At 68.8% G+C, this 17,461-nt stretch carries 21 protein-coding genes; 15 read left to right on the top strand and 6 right to left on the bottom strand.

The window, feature by feature from the left end; translation table 11 throughout:
- The first annotated feature begins 484 nt into the window (after positions 1 to 484).
- The 6 genes from ACFOY2_RS42940 (at position 485) to ACFOY2_RS42915 (ending at position 6,303) form a co-directional block, all read left to right on the top strand.
- Complete coding sequence (locus ACFOY2_RS42940) at positions 485 to 1,561, top strand: hypothetical protein (protein WP_379533890.1); 1,077 nt, start codon at positions 485 to 487, stop codon at positions 1,559 to 1,561.
- Positions 1,562 to 1,728: 167 nt separating this feature from the next.
- Positions 1,729 to 2,319, top strand: coding sequence for a matrixin family metalloprotease (locus ACFOY2_RS42935; RefSeq protein WP_379533889.1), 591 nt, complete (start codon positions 1,729 to 1,731; stop codon positions 2,317 to 2,319).
- A 10-nt stretch (positions 2,320 to 2,329) separates the two neighbouring features.
- Positions 2,330 to 3,091, top strand: a complete 762-nt coding sequence (locus ACFOY2_RS42930; RefSeq protein WP_379533888.1) for a hypothetical protein — start codon at positions 2,330 to 2,332, stop codon at positions 3,089 to 3,091.
- A gap of 244 nt (positions 3,092 to 3,335) precedes the next feature.
- Positions 3,336 to 3,533, top strand: coding sequence for a hypothetical protein (locus tag ACFOY2_RS42925; RefSeq protein WP_379533887.1), 198 nt, complete (start codon positions 3,336 to 3,338; stop codon positions 3,531 to 3,533).
- A 252-nt stretch (positions 3,534 to 3,785) separates the two neighbouring features.
- Positions 3,786 to 4,610, top strand: coding sequence for a sulfotransferase family protein (locus tag ACFOY2_RS42920; RefSeq protein WP_379533886.1), 825 nt, complete (start codon positions 3,786 to 3,788; stop codon positions 4,608 to 4,610).
- A 367-nt stretch (positions 4,611 to 4,977) separates the two neighbouring features.
- Positions 4,978 to 6,303: a hypothetical protein gene (locus ACFOY2_RS42915; protein WP_379533885.1), complete on the top strand. Its 1,326-nt coding sequence runs from the start codon at positions 4,978 to 4,980 to the stop codon at positions 6,301 to 6,303.
- A gap of 145 nt (positions 6,304 to 6,448) precedes the next feature.
- On the opposite strand, the gene ACFOY2_RS42910 is transcribed toward ACFOY2_RS42915, so the two are convergent.
- Positions 6,449 to 6,925: an aminoglycoside phosphotransferase family protein gene (locus ACFOY2_RS42910; RefSeq protein WP_379533884.1), complete on the bottom strand. Its 477-nt coding sequence runs from the start codon at positions 6,923 to 6,925 to the stop codon at positions 6,449 to 6,451.
- A 457-nt stretch (positions 6,926 to 7,382) separates the two neighbouring features.
- Here ACFOY2_RS42910 and ACFOY2_RS42905 point away from each other — a divergent pair, with 457 nt between their 5' ends.
- The 4 genes from ACFOY2_RS42905 to ACFOY2_RS42890 all read left to right on the top strand — a co-directional run bounded on the left by ACFOY2_RS42905 (position 7,383) and on the right by ACFOY2_RS42890 (position 10,523).
- Entirely contained in the window at positions 7,383 to 8,495 is a 1,113-nt protein-coding gene (locus ACFOY2_RS42905; RefSeq protein ID WP_379533883.1) for a sensor histidine kinase, read from the top strand.
- Positions 8,496 to 8,561: 66 nt separating this feature from the next.
- Positions 8,562 to 9,731: a sensor histidine kinase gene (locus ACFOY2_RS42900; RefSeq protein WP_379533882.1), complete on the top strand. Its 1,170-nt coding sequence runs from the start codon at positions 8,562 to 8,564 to the stop codon at positions 9,729 to 9,731.
- Positions 9,732 to 9,846: 115 nt separating this feature from the next.
- Positions 9,847 to 10,137 carry an ArsR/SmtB family transcription factor gene (locus ACFOY2_RS42895; RefSeq protein WP_379533881.1) on the top strand — a complete coding sequence of 97 codons (291 nt, stop codon included), beginning with the start codon at positions 9,847 to 9,849 and terminating at the stop codon, positions 10,135 to 10,137.
- Positions 10,134 to 10,523 (top strand): VOC family protein, encoded by a 390-nt coding sequence (locus ACFOY2_RS42890; RefSeq protein WP_379533880.1) that lies wholly within the window; start codon positions 10,134 to 10,136, stop codon positions 10,521 to 10,523. The genes ACFOY2_RS42895 and ACFOY2_RS42890 overlap by 4 nt, the downstream gene beginning before the upstream one ends.
- A 61-nt stretch (positions 10,524 to 10,584) precedes the next feature.
- Here ACFOY2_RS42890 and ACFOY2_RS42885 read toward each other — a convergent pair whose 3' ends face one another.
- The 3 genes from ACFOY2_RS42885 to ACFOY2_RS42875 are packed head-to-tail and all read right to left on the bottom strand — an operon-like array spanning position 10,585 to position 11,583.
- A complete protein-coding gene (locus ACFOY2_RS42885; protein ID WP_379533879.1) occupies positions 10,585 to 10,971 on the bottom strand; it encodes a DUF3147 family protein in 387 nt (128 codons plus the stop codon).
- Positions 10,968 to 11,309, bottom strand: a complete 342-nt coding sequence (locus tag ACFOY2_RS42880) for a DUF3147 family protein (protein ID WP_379533878.1) — start codon at positions 11,307 to 11,309, stop codon at positions 10,968 to 10,970. The genes ACFOY2_RS42885 and ACFOY2_RS42880 overlap by 4 nt, the downstream gene beginning before the upstream one ends.
- A gap of 37 nt (positions 11,310 to 11,346) precedes the next feature.
- A complete protein-coding gene (locus ACFOY2_RS42875) occupies positions 11,347 to 11,583 on the bottom strand; it encodes a hypothetical protein (protein WP_379533877.1) in 237 nt (78 codons plus the stop codon).
- A gap of 387 nt (positions 11,584 to 11,970) precedes the next feature.
- Here ACFOY2_RS42875 and ACFOY2_RS42870 point away from each other — a divergent pair, with 387 nt between their 5' ends.
- Positions 11,971 to 12,363, top strand: a complete 393-nt coding sequence (locus ACFOY2_RS42870) for a hypothetical protein (protein ID WP_379533876.1) — start codon at positions 11,971 to 11,973, stop codon at positions 12,361 to 12,363.
- A 56-nt stretch (positions 12,364 to 12,419) separates the two neighbouring features.
- Here the strand turns inward: ACFOY2_RS42870 and ACFOY2_RS42865 are convergent, their stop codons facing one another.
- Positions 12,420 to 13,187, bottom strand: coding sequence for an SDR family NAD(P)-dependent oxidoreductase (locus tag ACFOY2_RS42865; RefSeq protein ID WP_379533875.1), 768 nt, complete (start codon positions 13,185 to 13,187; stop codon positions 12,420 to 12,422).
- A gap of 350 nt (positions 13,188 to 13,537) precedes the next feature.
- On the opposite strand from ACFOY2_RS42865, the gene ACFOY2_RS42860 reads away from it, so the two are divergent.
- The 4 genes from ACFOY2_RS42860 (at position 13,538) to ACFOY2_RS42845 (ending at position 16,478) form a co-directional block, all read left to right on the top strand.
- Positions 13,538 to 14,509, top strand: a complete 972-nt coding sequence (locus tag ACFOY2_RS42860) for a C40 family peptidase (protein ID WP_379533874.1) — start codon at positions 13,538 to 13,540, stop codon at positions 14,507 to 14,509.
- Positions 14,510 to 14,554: 45 nt separating this feature from the next.
- The gene (locus ACFOY2_RS42855) at positions 14,555 to 14,929 is read left to right on the top strand and encodes a BlaI/MecI/CopY family transcriptional regulator (RefSeq protein ID WP_379533873.1); all 375 of its coding nucleotides are present in this window, start codon (positions 14,555 to 14,557) and stop codon (positions 14,927 to 14,929) included.
- A complete protein-coding gene (locus ACFOY2_RS42850) occupies positions 14,926 to 15,876 on the top strand; it encodes a M56 family metallopeptidase (protein ID WP_379533872.1) in 951 nt (316 codons plus the stop codon). The genes ACFOY2_RS42855 and ACFOY2_RS42850 overlap by 4 nt, the downstream gene beginning before the upstream one ends.
- Positions 15,877 to 16,010: 134 nt before the next feature.
- Positions 16,011 to 16,478, top strand: coding sequence for a DUF4396 domain-containing protein (locus tag ACFOY2_RS42845; RefSeq protein ID WP_379533871.1), 468 nt, complete (start codon positions 16,011 to 16,013; stop codon positions 16,476 to 16,478).
- On the opposite strand, the gene ACFOY2_RS42840 is transcribed toward ACFOY2_RS42845, so the two are convergent.
- Positions 16,472 to 17,401, bottom strand: a complete 930-nt coding sequence (locus ACFOY2_RS42840; RefSeq protein ID WP_379533870.1) for an AraC family transcriptional regulator — start codon at positions 17,399 to 17,401, stop codon at positions 16,472 to 16,474. The two genes, ACFOY2_RS42845 and ACFOY2_RS42840, sit on opposite strands and share 7 nt — an antisense overlap.
- Between the last annotated feature and the right edge of the window lie 60 nt (positions 17,402 to 17,461).

The raw sequence follows: 17,461 nt of genomic DNA, 5'->3' as shown, positions 1-17,461 counted from the left end.
CGAAGGATTACGGAGTGGCCGTCTCTTGTCACATGGATCTCTCCCGCATCACAGCATGGGCTAGATCACCCGCACACCATCTCCCTGGACGTGAACCCAGCCCCCACCGACCCACCGATGCAGAGGCCCTCTGAAATCGACACGTCCCGAAACATCAGGTGGAAGGCTTGAGCTGCGGACCAGGAAGCCCACTTCGGTCGCCTTCCGACACTCTTGAAGATGTCCTGCGAGACAAGATATCTTGCGGATTGTGAACATTGCCGCGCTGCAGCGACTGCCGGTCCTGATCATGACGGACTGCTAGGCGAGCGAGAACCCTCTGGCTCTCACCGCGGTCCTGCAGTGCGTGCTGCTGGCCGTGCTCGGCGTAGCGCTCGCCTGGCGGGGATGGAACACACTGCCTGCGACTCTGACCTGAGAGATGTGCCCGATCCCCCGCCCTGAGCACAGGCGGCGTGGGGTTGCGAGCTCCTACAATGCTGTCGTGCTCAACCCTCCCCCCTTCACCCTGCTCGAAGACCTGCTCGGCTGCCGCACTGACGACCCGCGGCTGATCGAGCTGCATCAGACCTACAGCCTGCGGCCACCCCCGAGGTTCACCGATCGGGAAGAGCAGAACGCCGCAGGCGTAAAGGAGCTCGGCTGGTCGGTCACCTACCAGGCTTCCGCACGAGTACCGGGTTCCTATCCCTCGATCCGGGTACGCGGCCGCGGTCACCTGCTCGGCTATCTCACCAAGGTGTGGATCCAGGACAAATACACCCTGCCGATCAGGGACGGCCTCACCACCGCGCTACCCGAACCCGAGGCCCGCGAGCGCGCGTTGGACAGCAGCGTCGCGGAATACGGAAACGTGGTCCACGTCCTGCACCGTGACGAGCGGAGCACGCTGGAGGTGCGCTACCACGATGACGGCCGGTTCATCTGGTACCTGCTGACGCTGAACGAGTGGGCCGAGGACGATCCCGAGCTGCTCCGGGTGGCGGAGCAGGTCCGCGCGGCCTCTCCGTTCCGTCCGATCCCGTCCCTGCCGGAACCGGACGCCGACGAGCCCTTTCCCCCGGCGCTCAAGGCGCTGTACGACCTCCAGAGCGCCTCAGGGTTCGGCGAGGTCAACTTCGAGGTACGCGACCGCTTCAAGTTCGGCGGGCCGACTGCGTGGACGGGCAATCCCGAGGCCGAACGGGAGTTCCGCGTGTTCGGCATAGACGGCAGTGGCGGGCTGGTCGCGTTTTGGCTGGTTCACGAGGGGCGCCCGATCGTGGAGCAGCCGGTCGTCCTCCTGGAGAGTGAAGGTTCCGTCGGACCGGTCGCCACCGACCTGTGCGACCTGATGCACCTGCTCGCCGCCGGCTTCGGTCCGTTCGAGGCCATCATGTGCGGCGTTGACGATGATGAGGACGCCGACCCGCAGCCGGCCATCGCTCACATCGCGGAGACCTGCTTCGGCCGACGGGAGGGGCGCACCCCCAAGGTGATCCTCGCCGACGCGGACGCCGAGTACTCCGACATCATGGACCGCGTCGACGCGCTCTGCGAGGACTGCCCCGATGACTATTGACCCGACTCGCGAACCCCAGGATTCGTGCCTCCAGGTCACTCGGCATCTGCGGGCGCCGGGATTCCCTCGCTTGCTGTGCGGGCCTGGCGCATCTGAGGCCGGCTTGATCACCGTACGGCTTGCGGGCAGGATATCCGGACGTCCGTTTATCCATCATTTAGGATGACATGTCTTACAGAACGTTATTGTCGGCGCTCGTCCTCGCGGCGGTGGTCGTCGTACCGGCCTCCCCCGCCGACGCCAACGGGTTCGGCTCGGAGAACGGCTGCTGCCCCTTCGCCGACAACGCCAAGCACGTGTACAACTCCGATTCGCTGGAGACGCGCACCAAGAGCGCCGTCAAGGCCGCCATGCTGAAGCTGGACTCCCAGACCGACATGACCGTGGCCTACGACAGCACCCCCGACGCGAGCACCGACGTCGAGTCGTTTGACCGCTACTACGTCGACTATTGGGACCTGGACTGGGACGGCTCCAGCACCGGCTACAACCTCTTCGCCTACTCGAAATGCGTCAAGAGCATCCCGCCGGCCGACAGCACCCAGGCCCGGCGATGCGACCAGTACGAGGTCCGCTACGACCTGAAGGACATCGACTGGATGAGCACCACCCAGCGGCAGGCGCTGGCCTGCCACGAGATCGGGCACACGGTCGGCCTCGACCACTCGACCGAGTCCGGCTCCTGCCTGCGCACCGGCTCGCACACCGTCACCAAGTACGGCACGCATGACGTCGCCCACATCAACGGCCGTTACTAGGAGACCGGCGATGAGACACCTCAGGCTCCTCACGGCCGTCGCCGCACTCGCCGCCATTGGGGGCTGCGCCCAGGCGCAGGCCGCGAAGCCGGCGCCTGCCTCCTTCTGGTCCCAGCTCCACGCCGGGGGCGGGACCGGCGAGTACCTCTTCGACTCCCTCGACGACATCACCCCTGGCGCCAAGCCGTCCGGCGTGTTCCGCCCGGCCGCCGCGCTTGTCGAGGGCACGGTCGTCGGCGTGGAGCCGGGCATCGCCTACGCCTCGGGCGACGACTCGGCCACGGCGCGGGTCGTGCCCTATGACAGCGAGGAGGCGGTGATCCGCTGGGCCAGCGTCGTCATCAAGGTCGACAAGGTCCATGCGGGCAAGCTCGGCCGCGGCTTCGCCTCGGGCCAGATCCGGCTCAGGGTCGAGCAGCCCACCGGCACGACGCTCGACGGGCTCCGCGCGTCCCTCGGTACGGCCGGGCGCGGCATCTTCTACGTCGACAGCGCGCTCGACCGAGCCAGGAGGCGGCCCGCCTCACAGGCGACCCAGGCATACCAGGCGGCCGTCCATCTCCCGATCGGCCAGGGTGTCTTCGTCGAGGAGAAGCCCGGCACGCCGTTGGTCGCCCCGCTGACCGACGAGGAGCGTGCCGCCCAACTCCTCGGCGGCGGCGCGCAGACGAGAAGCGCGGGGGCAGGCGCTACGACGCTGGCGCAGCTCCGCGTCCGCGCCCAGCAGTCAGCCTGCGAGGCGGGCACGGCGACAGACAAGTCCACCTGCTGACACGCCTCCAGGAGGGGTGCCTTGGTGTACCCCACGACCATCGCGGCCGTGGTTGCGGGCCCTATTCGCTGAGTTCCGGCATGGATCCAGTACATCCCTGACGCATCAGTCGTGAGCCGGTGGCTGACCTGCCACCGGCCGGTCAGCGGGCCGGGCAGGGTCCGGCGCATCCGTAGCGGGCCGGGGCGGCGGCGGCGCTGTCGGAGACCGCCTCGGAGTTCGGTGGCGCGCTCGGCATCGCGGCGTGGCCGAGCAGGCTCCCGCCGGCGTCAAGGAAACGCTCCTGCAGAACGCGTACGAGTCGTTCACGCACGGATTCCAGTTCGCGGCCCACCTCAGCACCGGCGTGCCGGCGGGCGTGGCCGTCCTGGTCGTCATCTTGCTCCGCAACATGCGAATGCCGAGCACCGCATCGCCGGACACCGCGTCCCTGCCGGCGTGAAATCAACCAGCCGGTCGCACCATACAGATAACACCCCACGGCGCCTTTCTCACAGGAAACTCACAGTTCCACCTTATGTCATGTTTACCCCCTAGTGTGCAATTATGTCATTGTGGCCTCCTGCCACTCACATTTGCGAGAAAAAGGGGACACGGGGGTGAAAGGGTAAGAAATTCGCGCATGGGAGTCGTAAATAAAGGTTTCAAGCGGAGGGCACGACTTCTACGCGAGGCGCTTCGCCCACCACGGAGCATGGTGGCGTCGGAGACCGACACCTTGGGGATCACCGAAGGGCTCAAGGTCCGGCGGCCCCCGAAGCGCACTCAGATCGTCGACTACGCCTTCCCCGCCGTAACACGGCTGGTGCGATCCCCCGTCTTCGTGATCGCCCCGGTGCGCTCCGGCTCGACGCTGCTGCGCATGCTGCTCAACAGCCATTCCCGGATTCGCGCACCGCATGAGCTGCACCTGCGCACCATCGGGGTGGAGCTGACCCCCGGGTTCTCCGAGACGTCCATGGAGGAGCTCGGGCTGGACCGCGTGGAGCTGGAGCACGTGGTGTGGGATCGCATCCTGCACCTGGAGCTGCTGCGCAGCGGCAAGGAGATCCTGGTCGACAAGACCCCCGGCAACGTCTTCATCTGGAAGCGTCTGAAGTACGTATGGCCGGAGGCCAGGTTCATCTTCATGCTGCGCCACCCGGAGGGTGTGATCTCCTCGCTGGAGAACCGCAAGGACAACACCACCACCCGGGAAGCCCTGGAAGCCACCGCGCTGAAGTACTTCAAGCCCCTGGAGGAGGCCCGCCGCGCCCTCGACGGCCTGGCGGTGCGGTACGAGCAACTGACCGCGGAGCCCGAGCAGGTCACCCGCGAGGTCTGCGCGTACCTGGATGTGAAGTGGGAACCGGAGATGCTTCAGTACGGCAAGCACTATCAGGGCCAGTTCGTGCCGAACCTGGGCGACCGCAGCGACAACATCAAGTCCGGCCGGATCCAGGCCGCCCGCGTCTTCGACGACACCGACGGCCTGCCGCCCAAGCTCGCCAAGTACGCCACCGCATGGGGCTACGCCTGAGCCCAGCCGGCGCACAACGGCCGGCCGCGTTCGGGTGAACAGCCACGAGCGCGGACGGCCGGGCCGCCATCCGGCTCCGCAACGCTGAGCAGCCGGTTTATGACTGGATCTTGCCCAGGAGCGGCGGGACGTCGAAGCCGGTGACGCTTGACCCGAACGTTTGTCAAGGCGCTGAGGATATTGCCGAATCGCCCTGTTATGGCCTCCTGGAGTGCTCTTGTCGCGCCCCTCATGCTGACGTTTGGATCTAGGGAGTGTTCTTTGGCGCGTTCCAAGCGGCGGGTTTCGGATGCGTCACCCGTGTCGCCGCCTGTCCAGTCCTCGCGTAGAGGCCAGCGCCGTCCTCCCAAGAGAAGGAGTCGTGACCATGACCATGCTGTCCTACACCGTCCTCACCGATCCGGCACCCCTGGAAGCGTCAGCGGCAGGGCGGTCCCCATCCACGGGGACGGTGTACCTGGTGATCACCAACACCGGGCAGACCGCGGCGTACTGGTCCACGATCGACGTGGAGGTGCCCGTCGGCAACGGCGCCGGCCACCTCACCCCGAGCATCTCCAATATCACCGCCAAAGGCGAGTACACCAATGCCCAGTTGGTGAACGTCCGGCAGCAGGGCTCCAACACCTTCCAGGCCACCGCCCCGACCGGCAGCAGAACCCGTTTCGCCCCCGGCGACCACCTGGTGCTGACGCTGGAGAACGTCACCGTCGCTTCCGCCGCCGGGCTGGCCGTGCTGAAGGTGACCGAGAAGACCGGCAGAACCGCGACCGGACGCATGACCAACAGCGTCGGGGCGGTGGCGCTGGTGAAGACCGCTCCCAAGGGGATTCCGGCGCCGAGCGACTTCCGGCCGGAAAAATCAATGGTGGAGCCCGGAACGGACGTCGCCCTGCTCTGGAACGGATCCGGTGACTTCGACTACAAGATTGTTCTGCCGGACGGGGCCGAGGAAGCTGTTTCTCAGAACATATTCAGGTGGTCATCGAGTCCCGGTAATGCCCCGAAACGAGACACCACCTACACTCTCGTCGCCACCTCCCGCACCGCGCCCACGCAGCAGCACTTCCTCACCACGACCATTCAGGTGCGCAATCCCACCCTGGAAACCGTGACGGCCGACAATGCCCACTTCAGCACCGTGACCACCCCTTGGATCGGAGGACCGAACACCGGCGACGGAACCATGACCTTCCCCCAGGGCGGGGTGATCGTATGGCACACAGGTGGCTCCCAGGAACGGGGAACCATATTCGCCGACAAGGCCGACCTCAACGGCGTGAACACCGAATGGGTACAAGGAAGAAACACCGACGACGGATGGATCAGCTTCCCCAAGGAAGGGCTGAACGTGCGTAAGGGGGCTGGACAGGACTGGGGAACCGTGTTCGCCGACAAAGCCGACCTCAACGGCGTCAACACCCGATGGGTGCAGGGAAGAAGCACCGACGACGGATGGATTGGTTTCCCGAAGGAGGGAGTGAGAGTATATCGGGCCGGGATCGACGCTCCGGGCATTGTGTACACCGAGTTCATCCAGGCGAAGGACGCCGCATACGGATATGGCGGCTCGTGGATCAACCTCCACGAGGACGGGATAACCGTATACCTGGACAAGGACGGGAAGAGAGGGTTCGGGAGCGTGACGGGGTCCGAGATGAATCCTCAGGGAAAGCACATGGACCCGCTGTGACGAATGGATCGGCTTTCCGAGGCAGATGCGGAACGGGGCCGCAGCGTCGTTGAACGTTGTACGGCGTGACTGACGCTCTGACAATGGCGCCAAAGACAGGAGGCCACCTCCGATCATCGGAAGTGGCCTCCTTTCTCATTTGCGGCTACGCCCACATGTGGCGTTCCGTGAGCAACTCCGCCATGCGATCTGCGAATTCAGTGAGCCAGTCCAGTCGTGGTCCGCTGCGGGCAATGCGGAATCCGTGCCGACGTCCCCAGAACGCGGCCTGGACAGCGTGGAACTGGGCCCAACGCCGGACGCGTTCCCGATCCAGTTCCGTGGCCTCGGCGAAGATGTCCAGAGTACGGTGGAGAGTCTTGCGCAGGTCGTCTGCTTCAAGAAGCGCCAGGGCGCGTGACTTGAGCAGCGTGCCACCGTCGTAGGCGGGATCTCCCGCACAACCCTTGGGGTCGACAGCCAGCCATGGCTCACGGTCGGCGCGCAGGATGTTCCTGGCGTGGAGGTCGCCGTGGATGAGGGTGTCCGGCTGGACACGGCCCAGCTCGCGGACGGTCGCCACCGCGGCGTCCACCAAGTAAGGCGACAGCGTGTGCGCCAGCACCTCAGCATCTTTGCGCAACTGCGCCTCCCATGTTCCAGAGCGTAGGCCGCGTCCCTGGCGGGGGCGACCAGGCCGATCAGTTCCTCCGCCGTCACCAGTTTGGCCGTGAGCGCGGCGAGGCCATTCAGTCCCCAAGAGACCCGGCCCCAGCGCGGAGCCAAACGGGGATGGCGGAACAGGAACTTGGAGGGGAGGCCGCGCAGCTCCGGATGAGCCGCGAGCAGCAGCGAGCGCATCGCGGCTGGAAGGTCGGGGCACGGCGAGGAGACCGTGGGAAATGCGGCGGCGCATCGAGCCTCCGGGGGGTGCCAGTGCGGGACTGATCACGTTTATAGGAGGAAACCCGGCCTGGAATCGTCAACCCGACCAGGTAAACCTCTGCGGTACCCGGCGCGTGCGTATACCGCGGAAGGTGCAGCGCCACTCATCCACGGAGACGATGTGGGGCGGACGGGGGCGCGGCTACCATGCGCGGATGCGCGCAAAGGTGGTGTCGTCGCTCAGACGGCTCGCCGTGGTGAATCCCTTCCTCCTCGACCTGGCTCTCGGTGTGGCAGTGGCCGGCGCCGCCCTCGCCGTCCGTACGGACAATTCGGGATACGCGCTGGTGTTGGTGGCCGGCCTCGTCCTGGCCTGGCGGCGGCGCGCGCCGCTCACCGTCCTGCTGGTCTCGTGCGGCGCGGCGGCGGCCGTCCACACGACCGGTCACGGTTTCACGCCCGCCGACGTGGCGCCGCTTCTGGCGCTCTGCACCGTGGCCGGCCGGCGGCCCCCTGCCGTGTCGATTCCCTGCGCGCTGCCCGTGATCGCCGTCTGGTGGTATGCCGCGCCGCTCGGCCCGGATCGTTTCGCCTGGCCGAACGTCCTGCCCGCGGTCGTCGTGGTCGCGCTCGCCTGGACGTCCGGAAACGGCGTCAGGATGCTCGCCGTCCTCGCAGAGCGGCTGCGTCAGGAGCGGGCGGAGCGCGCCGTCGTCGAGGAGCGGCTGCGCATCGCCTGCGAGCTGCACGACGTGGTCGCCCACCACATGTCGGTCATCCTGCTCTACACCGGGCTCGCCCAGCACCTGTTCGTCTCCGATCCCGTCGCCGCGCGCAGCGCGCTCGCCACCATCGCCGACACGGGAAAGGACGTCATGGACGACATGCGCCGGCTGCAGTCCGTCATGGGCGCCGGCTCGGACGGCATCTACGACCCCGCGCCCGGCCTGCAGCGGCTCGAACAGCTCACGGAACGGGTGCGGTCGGTGGGTGTGCCGGTGGAGGTGTCGATCACCGGAACCGTGCACCCGCTGCCCCCGGGCATGGACCTGTGCGCGTACTGGATCGTGCGGGAGTGTCTCACCAACGTGCTGAAACACGCGGGCCCCGCGCGGGCGTGGTTGTCGCTGCACTACGGCGCGGAGCTGAAACTACGTGTCCACGACGACGGCCGGGGGGCGGCGGCCGGCTCACGGCAGGGCGGTCACGGCTTGATCGGCATGCGGGAACGCGTCAAGCTCTATGAGGGAACGATCAGGGCCGGGCCGAAGCCGTCAGGCGGGTTCGAGGTCGTGATCACCCTGCCCCTGTCGCCATCCACACGGTGAGCCGAATCCATGATCAAGGTGGCGTCTGATGCTGATCGCCCGGCGTGTCCGGCGTAGCGTTTGATCATGATGCGGCGGGCCCTGGACTGGTGGAGCGGACACCCTCAGCTGGCCGATGCACTGCTGGCCGCGCTGGCCTGCGCATACCTCCTCGTCGAGGTGCCCTACAGCGACCACACGATCGCCGACCCCGGCAGCCTGCCCGTGACCTTCTGGGGCGACCTGCTGGCCTACGCGAGCCTCGCCCTACGACGCAGGTTCCTTGTGCCGGTGCTGGCCCTGGTGTGGACGTTGTGGATCGCCGGCGGCCGGTGGGACATCTGGGCCGAGTGGAACGCCTCATGGTCGGAGCTGAGCACGCCGACCGCGCTCATGTTCATGCTCTACAGCGGAGGCCGCTGGACGTCCTCGACGTGGCCGGTGGTCTTCCTCGCGGGCACGTCGCTGCCGGCGATCGTGACCGTGGCGGCGATGTGGGCCGGGCCGCCGCCGTTCCCCGTCCCCGCCCCTCCCGGCGACCTGTTCGCGGTGTCCTTCGTGACGGGCGCGGCGGCGTGGGGGCTGGGCAGGCTGCGGCGCTCGGAGTCGGACGCGGTGGCGCGCGCCGCCGCCCAGGCCGAGGAGAGCAAGACGCAGGCGGCGCTGGCCGAGGAGCGCATCCGCATCGCCCGTGAGCTGCACGACATTCTGGCGCACAACGTGAGCGCCATGGTGATCCAGTCGACGGCTGCGGGCGCCGCGCTGCTGAGCGACGACAAGGCCGAGGCGGGCGCGGCCGTAGAGGCGATCGGGCACGCGGGCCGCACCGCGCTGGCCGAGCTGCGGCTGCTGCTCGGCGTCCTGCGGGAGGGCCCGATGCAGCCGCAACCGGGTGTCGAGGCGATCCGGGAGATGACCGAGTGGCTGCCGATCGAGGTTCGGTTACTCGTCGAGGGCCAGACTCGTCAAGTGCCGCCTGACCTGGGGCTGGCCGCGTACCGGATCGTCCAGGAGTCCCTGACGAACACGCTCAAACACGCCGGCAAGGACGCCAACGCCGAGGTGACGCTGCGCTACACGGACGAAGGGCTGCGCATCCGGGTCACCGACGACGGCATCGGCGGCCGGAAGACGAACACGATGGGACACGGCCTCATCGGCATGCGCGAGCGCGCCGAGAAGTTCGGCGGCACGGCACGGGGCGAGCCGCTGCCCGAGGGCGGCTTCATGGTCGAGGCGACCCTGCGGTGGGCGTGAACCCGACCGGCGTTTCGATCGCGGCGGCCGTGGCGAGCAGGTCGATGAGCGTGCCGGAGAAACCGTGCAGGTAGTGACTTGATAGGCAAGTACAGACTTGCCTATAGTGAGGGGCGTGGCCGACGAGATATTCAGAGCCTTGGCCGACCCCACCCGCAGGAAAATCCTCGACGAACTCGCCGATCGGCCGGGACAGACGCTGTTTGAGATCTGCTCCCGGCTGAGCGTGAAGCATCAGCTCGGCATGTCACGGCAGGCGGTCTCCCAGCACCTCGCCGTGCTGGAGGCCGCCGGTCTGGTCGAGAGCCGGCGGGAGGGGCGTTACAAATTCCACGACCTGAACACGGCACCGCTGAAGCGCATCGCCGAGCGGTGGATCAGGCCCGACGAACAGGAGAAAGCATGAAAATCTACCTGGCCAGCATCTTCGTTGACGACCAGAACAAGGCCCTGCGCTTCTACACGGACGTGCTGGGCTTCGTGAAGAAGACCGAGGTCCCGTTGGGCGGCGGGGCCCTGTGGCTGACCGTGGTCTCGCCCGACAATCCCGGCGGAGCCGAGCTGCTGCTGGAGCCCGCGGGCCATCCAGCGGTGGGGCCGTACAGGGAGGCGCTGGTCAACGACGGCATCCCGCTCACCCAGTTCGCCGTGGACGACGTGCATGCGGAGTTCAAGCGCCTGAGCGAGCTCGGCGTGCGGTTCACCCAGGAGCCCATGGAGATGGGCCCCGTCACCACCGCGGTCTTCGACGACACCTGCGGCAACCTGATCCAGATCGTGCACCACGCGTAGGGACGAAGCCGGTGGAGCGGACAGGCTCCGCTCCACCGCGCGCGCCGACCGGCTGCCGCGATCAGCGACAGCCGTGATACAGCGCGCCGGCGACCACCGCCCAGGCCGCAGTGGCGAGCCCCAGGACGAGCAGGGCGGGCAACCGGGCGGCCAGGGCCCAGACGCACACGGCGAAGACGATCAGGCCCGTCGCGCCCAGCGCCGCGCCGCGAACGTCCTGGACGGCCGGACCCCGCCGATGCTCCTCCTCTTCGATGAGGGTCAGCGTGGCCGCCAGAATCGCGGGGAAGGCCAGGAACACGCCCCCGGCGACCGGCCCCCAGTACAGCCCGACCAGGCCGGCGACCACCGAGACGAACGCGCCGAAGACGAAGCGCACCACCAGCCCGCGTACGGGCGTGTCACGCAGCTTGGACGGCCGCAGCCTGATCCTGCCTCTCGCGTTCATGCGATCAGGGCCCAGCCCGCGCCCGCGACGGCCGCCCACACCACGAGCGCCGACAACGACCCGGCGAGGGCGCCCAGGCGCCGCACCAGGGGCACGGCCACGGCGCAGTACGCCACGAGCGCCACCGATCCGGCGATCATGCCGAGCGCGGACTCCGCGAGCTGACGGCTGCCCTCGTGGAGCACGGTGATGGTCATCCCGGCCAGCGCCACGGCGGGAGCGGCGGCGAAGATGCCGGCGAAGCGTTTCGGCGTCAACATCTCACCGATCACGGCGAAGACCATGACGAGCAGGCCGCCGAGCAGGCCACGCCCCACGATCCACCACAACTCGCTCATCGCACGGCCCCCTCCCGGCACCTCCGCCGTCGGACGCTCAGGCTGCCTCGACGGCCTCTCCCGCCTGCTGGAGGGTGGGGAAGCGGTGCTGGCCGGCCAGCAGGTGGCCGATTGCGACGATGCCCACGATGGGCCACTCCACGATTTCCAGCGCGCCCATCGCGACGAGGACCGTGTAGAAGACGAGGTGCTCGGGCGGCGGCAAGATGATCGAGTGGCCCGTGGGCAGCACGATCCGCGTACAACGTTTGCCGCCGGCGGGCTTGACAGCCATGATGGCGCTCCTTCGATCGACGACTCGCTCGTTCGGCTGCCCTCCGGCCGATCCGGTAAGCCGCTGCCAGGCAAAGGCTGGGGAAGAGTACGTTGCGGATGGGCACGAGGAAGTCGCGGACGCTGGCCGGAGTGGTGCTGTTCATGACGGTTGCGGGGTGCGGCGGTCAGGCAGTGACCGGAACTGCTTGCGACGTCTTAAACACGTACGGTAAGGTTTCCGTGATCGAACTGGCAAGCGACAACCAAGCTGGCCGTGAGATCACTTCCTGGATTCATCGGTACAACGAGGCCGCCGGACGGGCGGTGACAGGACGTGGAGACTTGCCGGTGGGCGGGTCGGTGAAGCGTCAAGCATCCTGTTCCACAGCTCGTGCTGCTTCGCGGCATGAGCTGCTGCGTAAGCAGCACGGGAATCCTCGCCTCTTCAGGGCGAGGAGCACGTCAAGTACAGCACTCCGGCCCGGAGGGCGACCGGTGGACGCGGCCGCGCCTGGTCTACGGCACGAAGACCGAGGCGTGCCAGGGCATCCTCCTGCGGGCCTTCGGCGCGACCGTCACGGCCGTGGCGGACTTCGGCCTCTACTGCTCGGACGGCGAGCCGCCGACGGAGTCCGTCGCGGCCGTGGGCGTGGGAAGCCTGGGCACGTGGGACCACCACCTGACGAGGAACTTCGACGGCTGGGAACGGGTGTCGGCGGGCGACGGCGGCGCGGAGATCACCTTCCGGCGCGGATCCTCCACGCTGCGGTGGAGCAGGACCGGCGGGTTCTCCCGGTAAGCAGGGCGGCGACAGCAGGGCGGTCATCTCGTTCTCCCGCAAGCGCTGATCTCGGATCAGAGGTAGCCGCCGTCGGCGGCCAGGGTGCGGCCGGTCAGGTAGGAGGCGTCGTCGCTGGCCAGAAAGGCGTACGCGGCGGCGATCTCCTTCGGCTCACCCAGCCGCCGCAGGGACGTGTGCGTCCGCAGCCAGGCGTCCAGAGACAGGTTGAGCTCAGGGTGCGGATAGTTGTCGCCGTTCTCGGCGGCCATGTCGGTGGCGGTGCCGCCGGGGGCGACGGCGTTGATGGTGATCCCGCGCAGGCCGAGCTCGGCGGCGAGATTGAGCACCATGGCCTCGACGGCGGCCTTGCCGGCCGCGTACAGGGTGTGGTGGAAGATCGCGCGGGAGGCCGACACCGAGGAAGTGAGCACGATCCGGCCGCCTGGGCGCATGTGCCGGACGGCGTGCTGAACCGCGAACAGTTGCCCGCCTGCGTTGATGCCGAGCACCCGGTCGAAGTCGGCGCGGGTGAGCTCGCCCAGCGGCCCGAAGTGCTCGATGCCCGCGCAGCAGACGAGCACGTCCAGGCGTCCGAACTCGGCCACGGCCGCGTCCATGAGGCGGCCGGTCTGCGAGGCGTGGAGCACGTCGGCCTGTACGGCGATCGCCCGGCCGCCGCCGGAGGTGAGAGCGGCGACCACGGCGTCGGCGGCCTCCTGGTTCGCGCGGTAACCGATGGCGACGCTCGCGCCCTCGGCCGCCAGCCGCTCCGCCACCGCCGCCCCGATCCCCCGGCTGCCGCCGGTGACCACGGCCACCTTGTTGTCGAAGCGTCGCTCCATCCGTCTTCCCCATCCGCGCCGCGCTGATCCCCCATGTGATGGAGTGCCCCCGGCGCGACAGGATGCGACGGAACCCGGCGCATCTTGGCCCGAGATTTGCCGACGTTCGCCTTCCAGGCGTGCCCGTGCCTCTGACCTGGTACGAGGGCGATGACGAGGTTCGGCGGCGCGCGTTTGAACACCCGCGGGTCGGCGTGCGTATCTCCTCATGGACCGGGGCGACGCTCGCCTACCACAGGTAGTACCTGCGGCCGGTGGGCCAATCGGTGCCAAACAGGCCATACAACCCGTCAACTTCTGTACTATTTCGCCCCAGGTTGGGAGACTTACGAGGAGGCGTCGTAGTGGCCGTGCCGACATGGCTTGGGCGAGCAACAGTAGCCGTAACGCTGGCCCTGATCGCGGTGGTCTCCAACCCCGGCTCAGCCCATGCCGACCCGTCTCCCGCCAAGGTCCGGGCCAAGCTGGTGAAGCTGAACGAGCGCGCCGACGACATGGTCGAGAAGTACAACCAGGCCACGGAGTCGTTCAAGAGCGCCAAGAACAAGTACGACACCCTCAACACGGAGGTCGGCCGCAAGAACGCCCAGGCCGACAGCCTGCGCAAGGACCTCGTCAAGATGGCCGTGACCGACTACCAGACCGGCATCTCGGGGTGGGACCGCTTCGCCTTCAGCGCCAGCCCCGACTCCGCGCTGAGCGGCATGGCCTCGTTCGAGGAGATGGCGCAGGCCAGGGTCGCCAAGCTCCGCGCGTTCGAGGCGACGACCAAGGACCTGCGCGCCCGGCGGACCGAGGCCAAGGAGACCCTGTCGGAGGCGGAGAAGGCGCGCGCCAAGGTGAGCGACGAGAAGGAGAAGGTCGAAAAGCTCATCGGCGAGCAGACCAAGCTCCTGCGGCGACTGGGCGAGTTCCAGGCCGGCGACCCCAACAGCAAGGGCATGGTGTACTCGGGGCCCGCCTCAGGGAACGCCCGCCAGGCCCTGCAGTTCGCCTACGCCCAGCTGGGCAAGCCCTACCGGTTCGGCGGCACGGGGCCGGGCTCCTATGACTGCTCAGGGCTGACTCAGGCCGCCTGGCGGGCCGCGGGTGTCTCGCTGCCCCGTACGACCTGGACCCAGTGGTCGTGGGGCTCCGCCAGGAAAGTGCCCCTGAACGCGTTGCAGCCCGGCGACCTGCTCTTCAGCAAGGGCCTTGGCCACATGGGCATGTACGTGGGCGGCGGGAAGATGCTCCACGCGCCGCAGACCGGGGACGTCGTCAAGGTGTCCAGCCTGGACGGCTACTGGCGCAACCGCCTACTGGGCGCGATCCGTCCCTGACGAGAACCCCGTGCCCTGACTACGATCGCCGGTAGGATAGGCGCTATGATCCGCGGCTTGGGCGAGCTCGAATCCACCATCATGGATCGTATGTGGGCCCGTCGCCGCCCCGCCTCGGTCCGGGAGGTCGTCGAGGAGCTCCGCCTGGAGCGCACGATCGCCTACACGACCGTGATGACCGTGATGGACAAGCTGCACACGAAGGGCCTGCTCAAGCGCCGGCCCGTCGGCCGCGCCTACGTCTACGAGCCGGTCGCCTCCAAGGAGGCCTACACGGCCGACCTCATGCGTGATGCGTTAGCGGGCAGCGGCAACCAGGCGGCCACGCTCGTGCACTTCCTCGAACGGCTCAGCCCCGAGGAGGCCGCGGCGCTGGAGGCGGCGCTGCAGGTGTTCCCCAACAGGGGCAGGCCGGTGTGATCGCCGCCGTCGTCCTGGTGGTCTACACGGTCGCCGCGGCGATCTGGCTGCCCCGGCTGGGGCGGCGGGCCGCGCGCTGGGCCGACAGGGCGCCGCGGCTGGCGATCGCGACGTGGCAGGCGGCGGGCGCGTCCGTGGTCGCCTCGGCCGTGCTGGCCGGTCTGGCCTTCGCGGTGCCGGCCGACGTCGTGGGGCACGGGCTGGCCGGGCTGTTTCGGGCGTGCGCCGACATGCTGAGCTCCCGTTCCCGCCTGACCGTGGTGGGCGCGGTGGCGCTGCTCGTGGCCGGACTGGTGCTCGCCAGGGCCGTCTACTGCGGCGCGGCCACGCTGCTGCGCGCCCGCACCCGCCGTCGCGAGCACGCGGAGCTGCTCGGCCTGCTGGGCAGGCACGACAGCGACCTCGACGCCGTCGTCGTCGAGCACGACGAGCGGCTGGCCTACTGCCTGCCCGGCAGGAACGCCCAGATAGTCATCACGACGGGCGCGCTGCGCACGCTGGCCCCCGAGCAGGTCGCCGCGGTGCTGGAGCACGAGCGCGCCCACCTCCGCGGCCGCCACCACCTCGTGCTGGCCTGGGCCGAGGCGCTGGTCAGGGCGTTCCCCGGTGTCCCGCTGTTCGTGCGGGGGCGGGCGGAGATCACCCGGCTGGTCGAGCTGCTGGCCGACGACGTGGCCGCCCGCCGCCATCCACGCGTGCAGATCGCCGCCGCGCTGGTCAGGCTGGCCACCGGGCGGGTGCCCGCGTTCACGCTGGGGGCCGGTGGCGAGACGGCGCTGGTCCGGGTACGCCGCATGCTCAACCCTGAGGAGCCGTTGCGCCGCCGCGAACGCGTGGCGGGGCTGCTGGCGGTCGCCTTCCTGCTGGCCGGGCCCGCGATGGTCGCGCTGGTGCCAGGGGTGAGCTCCTTCCTGGCGCACAACTGCCATTCGCTGTTCTCACTCTGACTACGATCCCGCGTCGTAGACCAGGCGCGGGGACCTCTCCACGTGATCACTCTCACCGTGGTCGCAGCATGCCATTTGGATTCATACCCCATACCCGTACAATCTATGCTTCGCTACTACTGAGGAGCGTAAGAATGGATCATGAGCACGCCCGGGCCCCGGCCACATGGGGCACGGCCGCGCAGGCGACCCTCCACTGCCTGACCGGATGCGCCATCGGCGAGGTGCTCGGCATGGTCATCGGCACGGCCCTCGGACTGTCCAACATCGCCACGGTGGTGCTGGCCGTGGCGCTGGCCTTCGTGTTCGGCTACGCGCTGACGATGCGCGGCGTGCTGCGCGCCGGGCTCGACTTCCGCTCAGCGCTGAAGGTGGCGCTGGCCGCCGACACGATCTCGATCGCCGTGATGGAGATCCTGGACAACGCGGTCATGCTGACCGTGCCGGGCGCCATGGACGCGGGCCTGACGAGCCGGCTGTTCTGGGCGGCGCTGGCGGGGGCGCTGCTGGTGGCGTTCGTGCTGACGACGCCGGTGAACAAGTGGCTGATCTCCAAGGGCAAGGGGCACGCGGTCGTCCACCAGTACCACCAGGGTCACTGAACGGCGCCGGCGCGGCGGTAGGCGCCGGGCGTGGTGCCGTACCACTGCTTGAAGGTCAGGTGGAAGCCGACGTCGGAGCGGTAGCCGACGCGCCGCGCGATGGCGTGGTGCGGCAGCGGGGTCTCCACCAGCAGCCGCGCCGCCTCCTGCATCCGGCGCGCCGTCAGATGGCGCATCGGCGCCTCTCCGATCAGTTTGCGGAAGCTCGCCGCGAACGCCGAACGCGACATGCCCGCCTCGGCGGCGAGCCGTTCCAGCGTCCACGGCTCGGCGTACCTGCGCTGCACCGCCAGCAGCGCGGGACCCACGGCCGGGTGGCGCAGCGCCCGAAGCACCGGCTCGCCCGGCGCCAGGCTGCCCAGCGCCGCCCGCAGCGCCAGCACGAAGACCAGCTCGAACGCCCGCAGCGCCACCAGCGCCTGACCGGGCGCGGCCTGGTCCCACTCCTGCGCGAGACCGGCCAGCGTGGCCGCCAGCAGAGGCTGCTCGGCCAGCGCGGCCCAGTCGAGGACGAGCACGGGCGGCAGCGCCCGGTACAGGGGGGCGGCCGCGGCGGGATCGTAGTGCAGTCCGCCGCAGAGCATCGTGGTCTCGGCGCCGGGGCCGTCGATGCGGACGCTCCGCGCCGCCCCGGGCGGCCGGGCGGGCAGCAAGCTCGTCAGCGGCACCGTGGCCCGGCCCGGCACGTCGGCGATCCGGTGGCCGGCGCCGTGCGGAAACACGGCAAGGTCGCCGGCCACCAGCCGCACCGGGTCGTGACCGGGCAACTCGACGGTGCACGTGCCCGCCTGCACGTAGTGGATGAGCGCGCAGTCCTCGCTCTCCCCCGCCACGCCCCAGGGCGCGCGCGCCGTCCAGCGACTGTGGAAGACGCCTTCCAACCGCAGCGGCGCGAGAAGCTCACTCAGCAGGTCGTCGTCCATGGACGATCCTTAAAGATTCGCGGATCCGGCTTTATAGAGCGTACCCGGTGCCGCCGCGCA

It is taken from the genome of Nonomuraea purpurea (assembly GCF_042650645.1).
Lineage (GTDB): Bacteria > Actinomycetota > Actinomycetes > Streptosporangiales > Streptosporangiaceae > Nonomuraea > Nonomuraea purpurea.
Note: the sequence above shows the minus strand (reverse complement) of the source record. Positions and strands in the feature narration are given on the sequence as shown.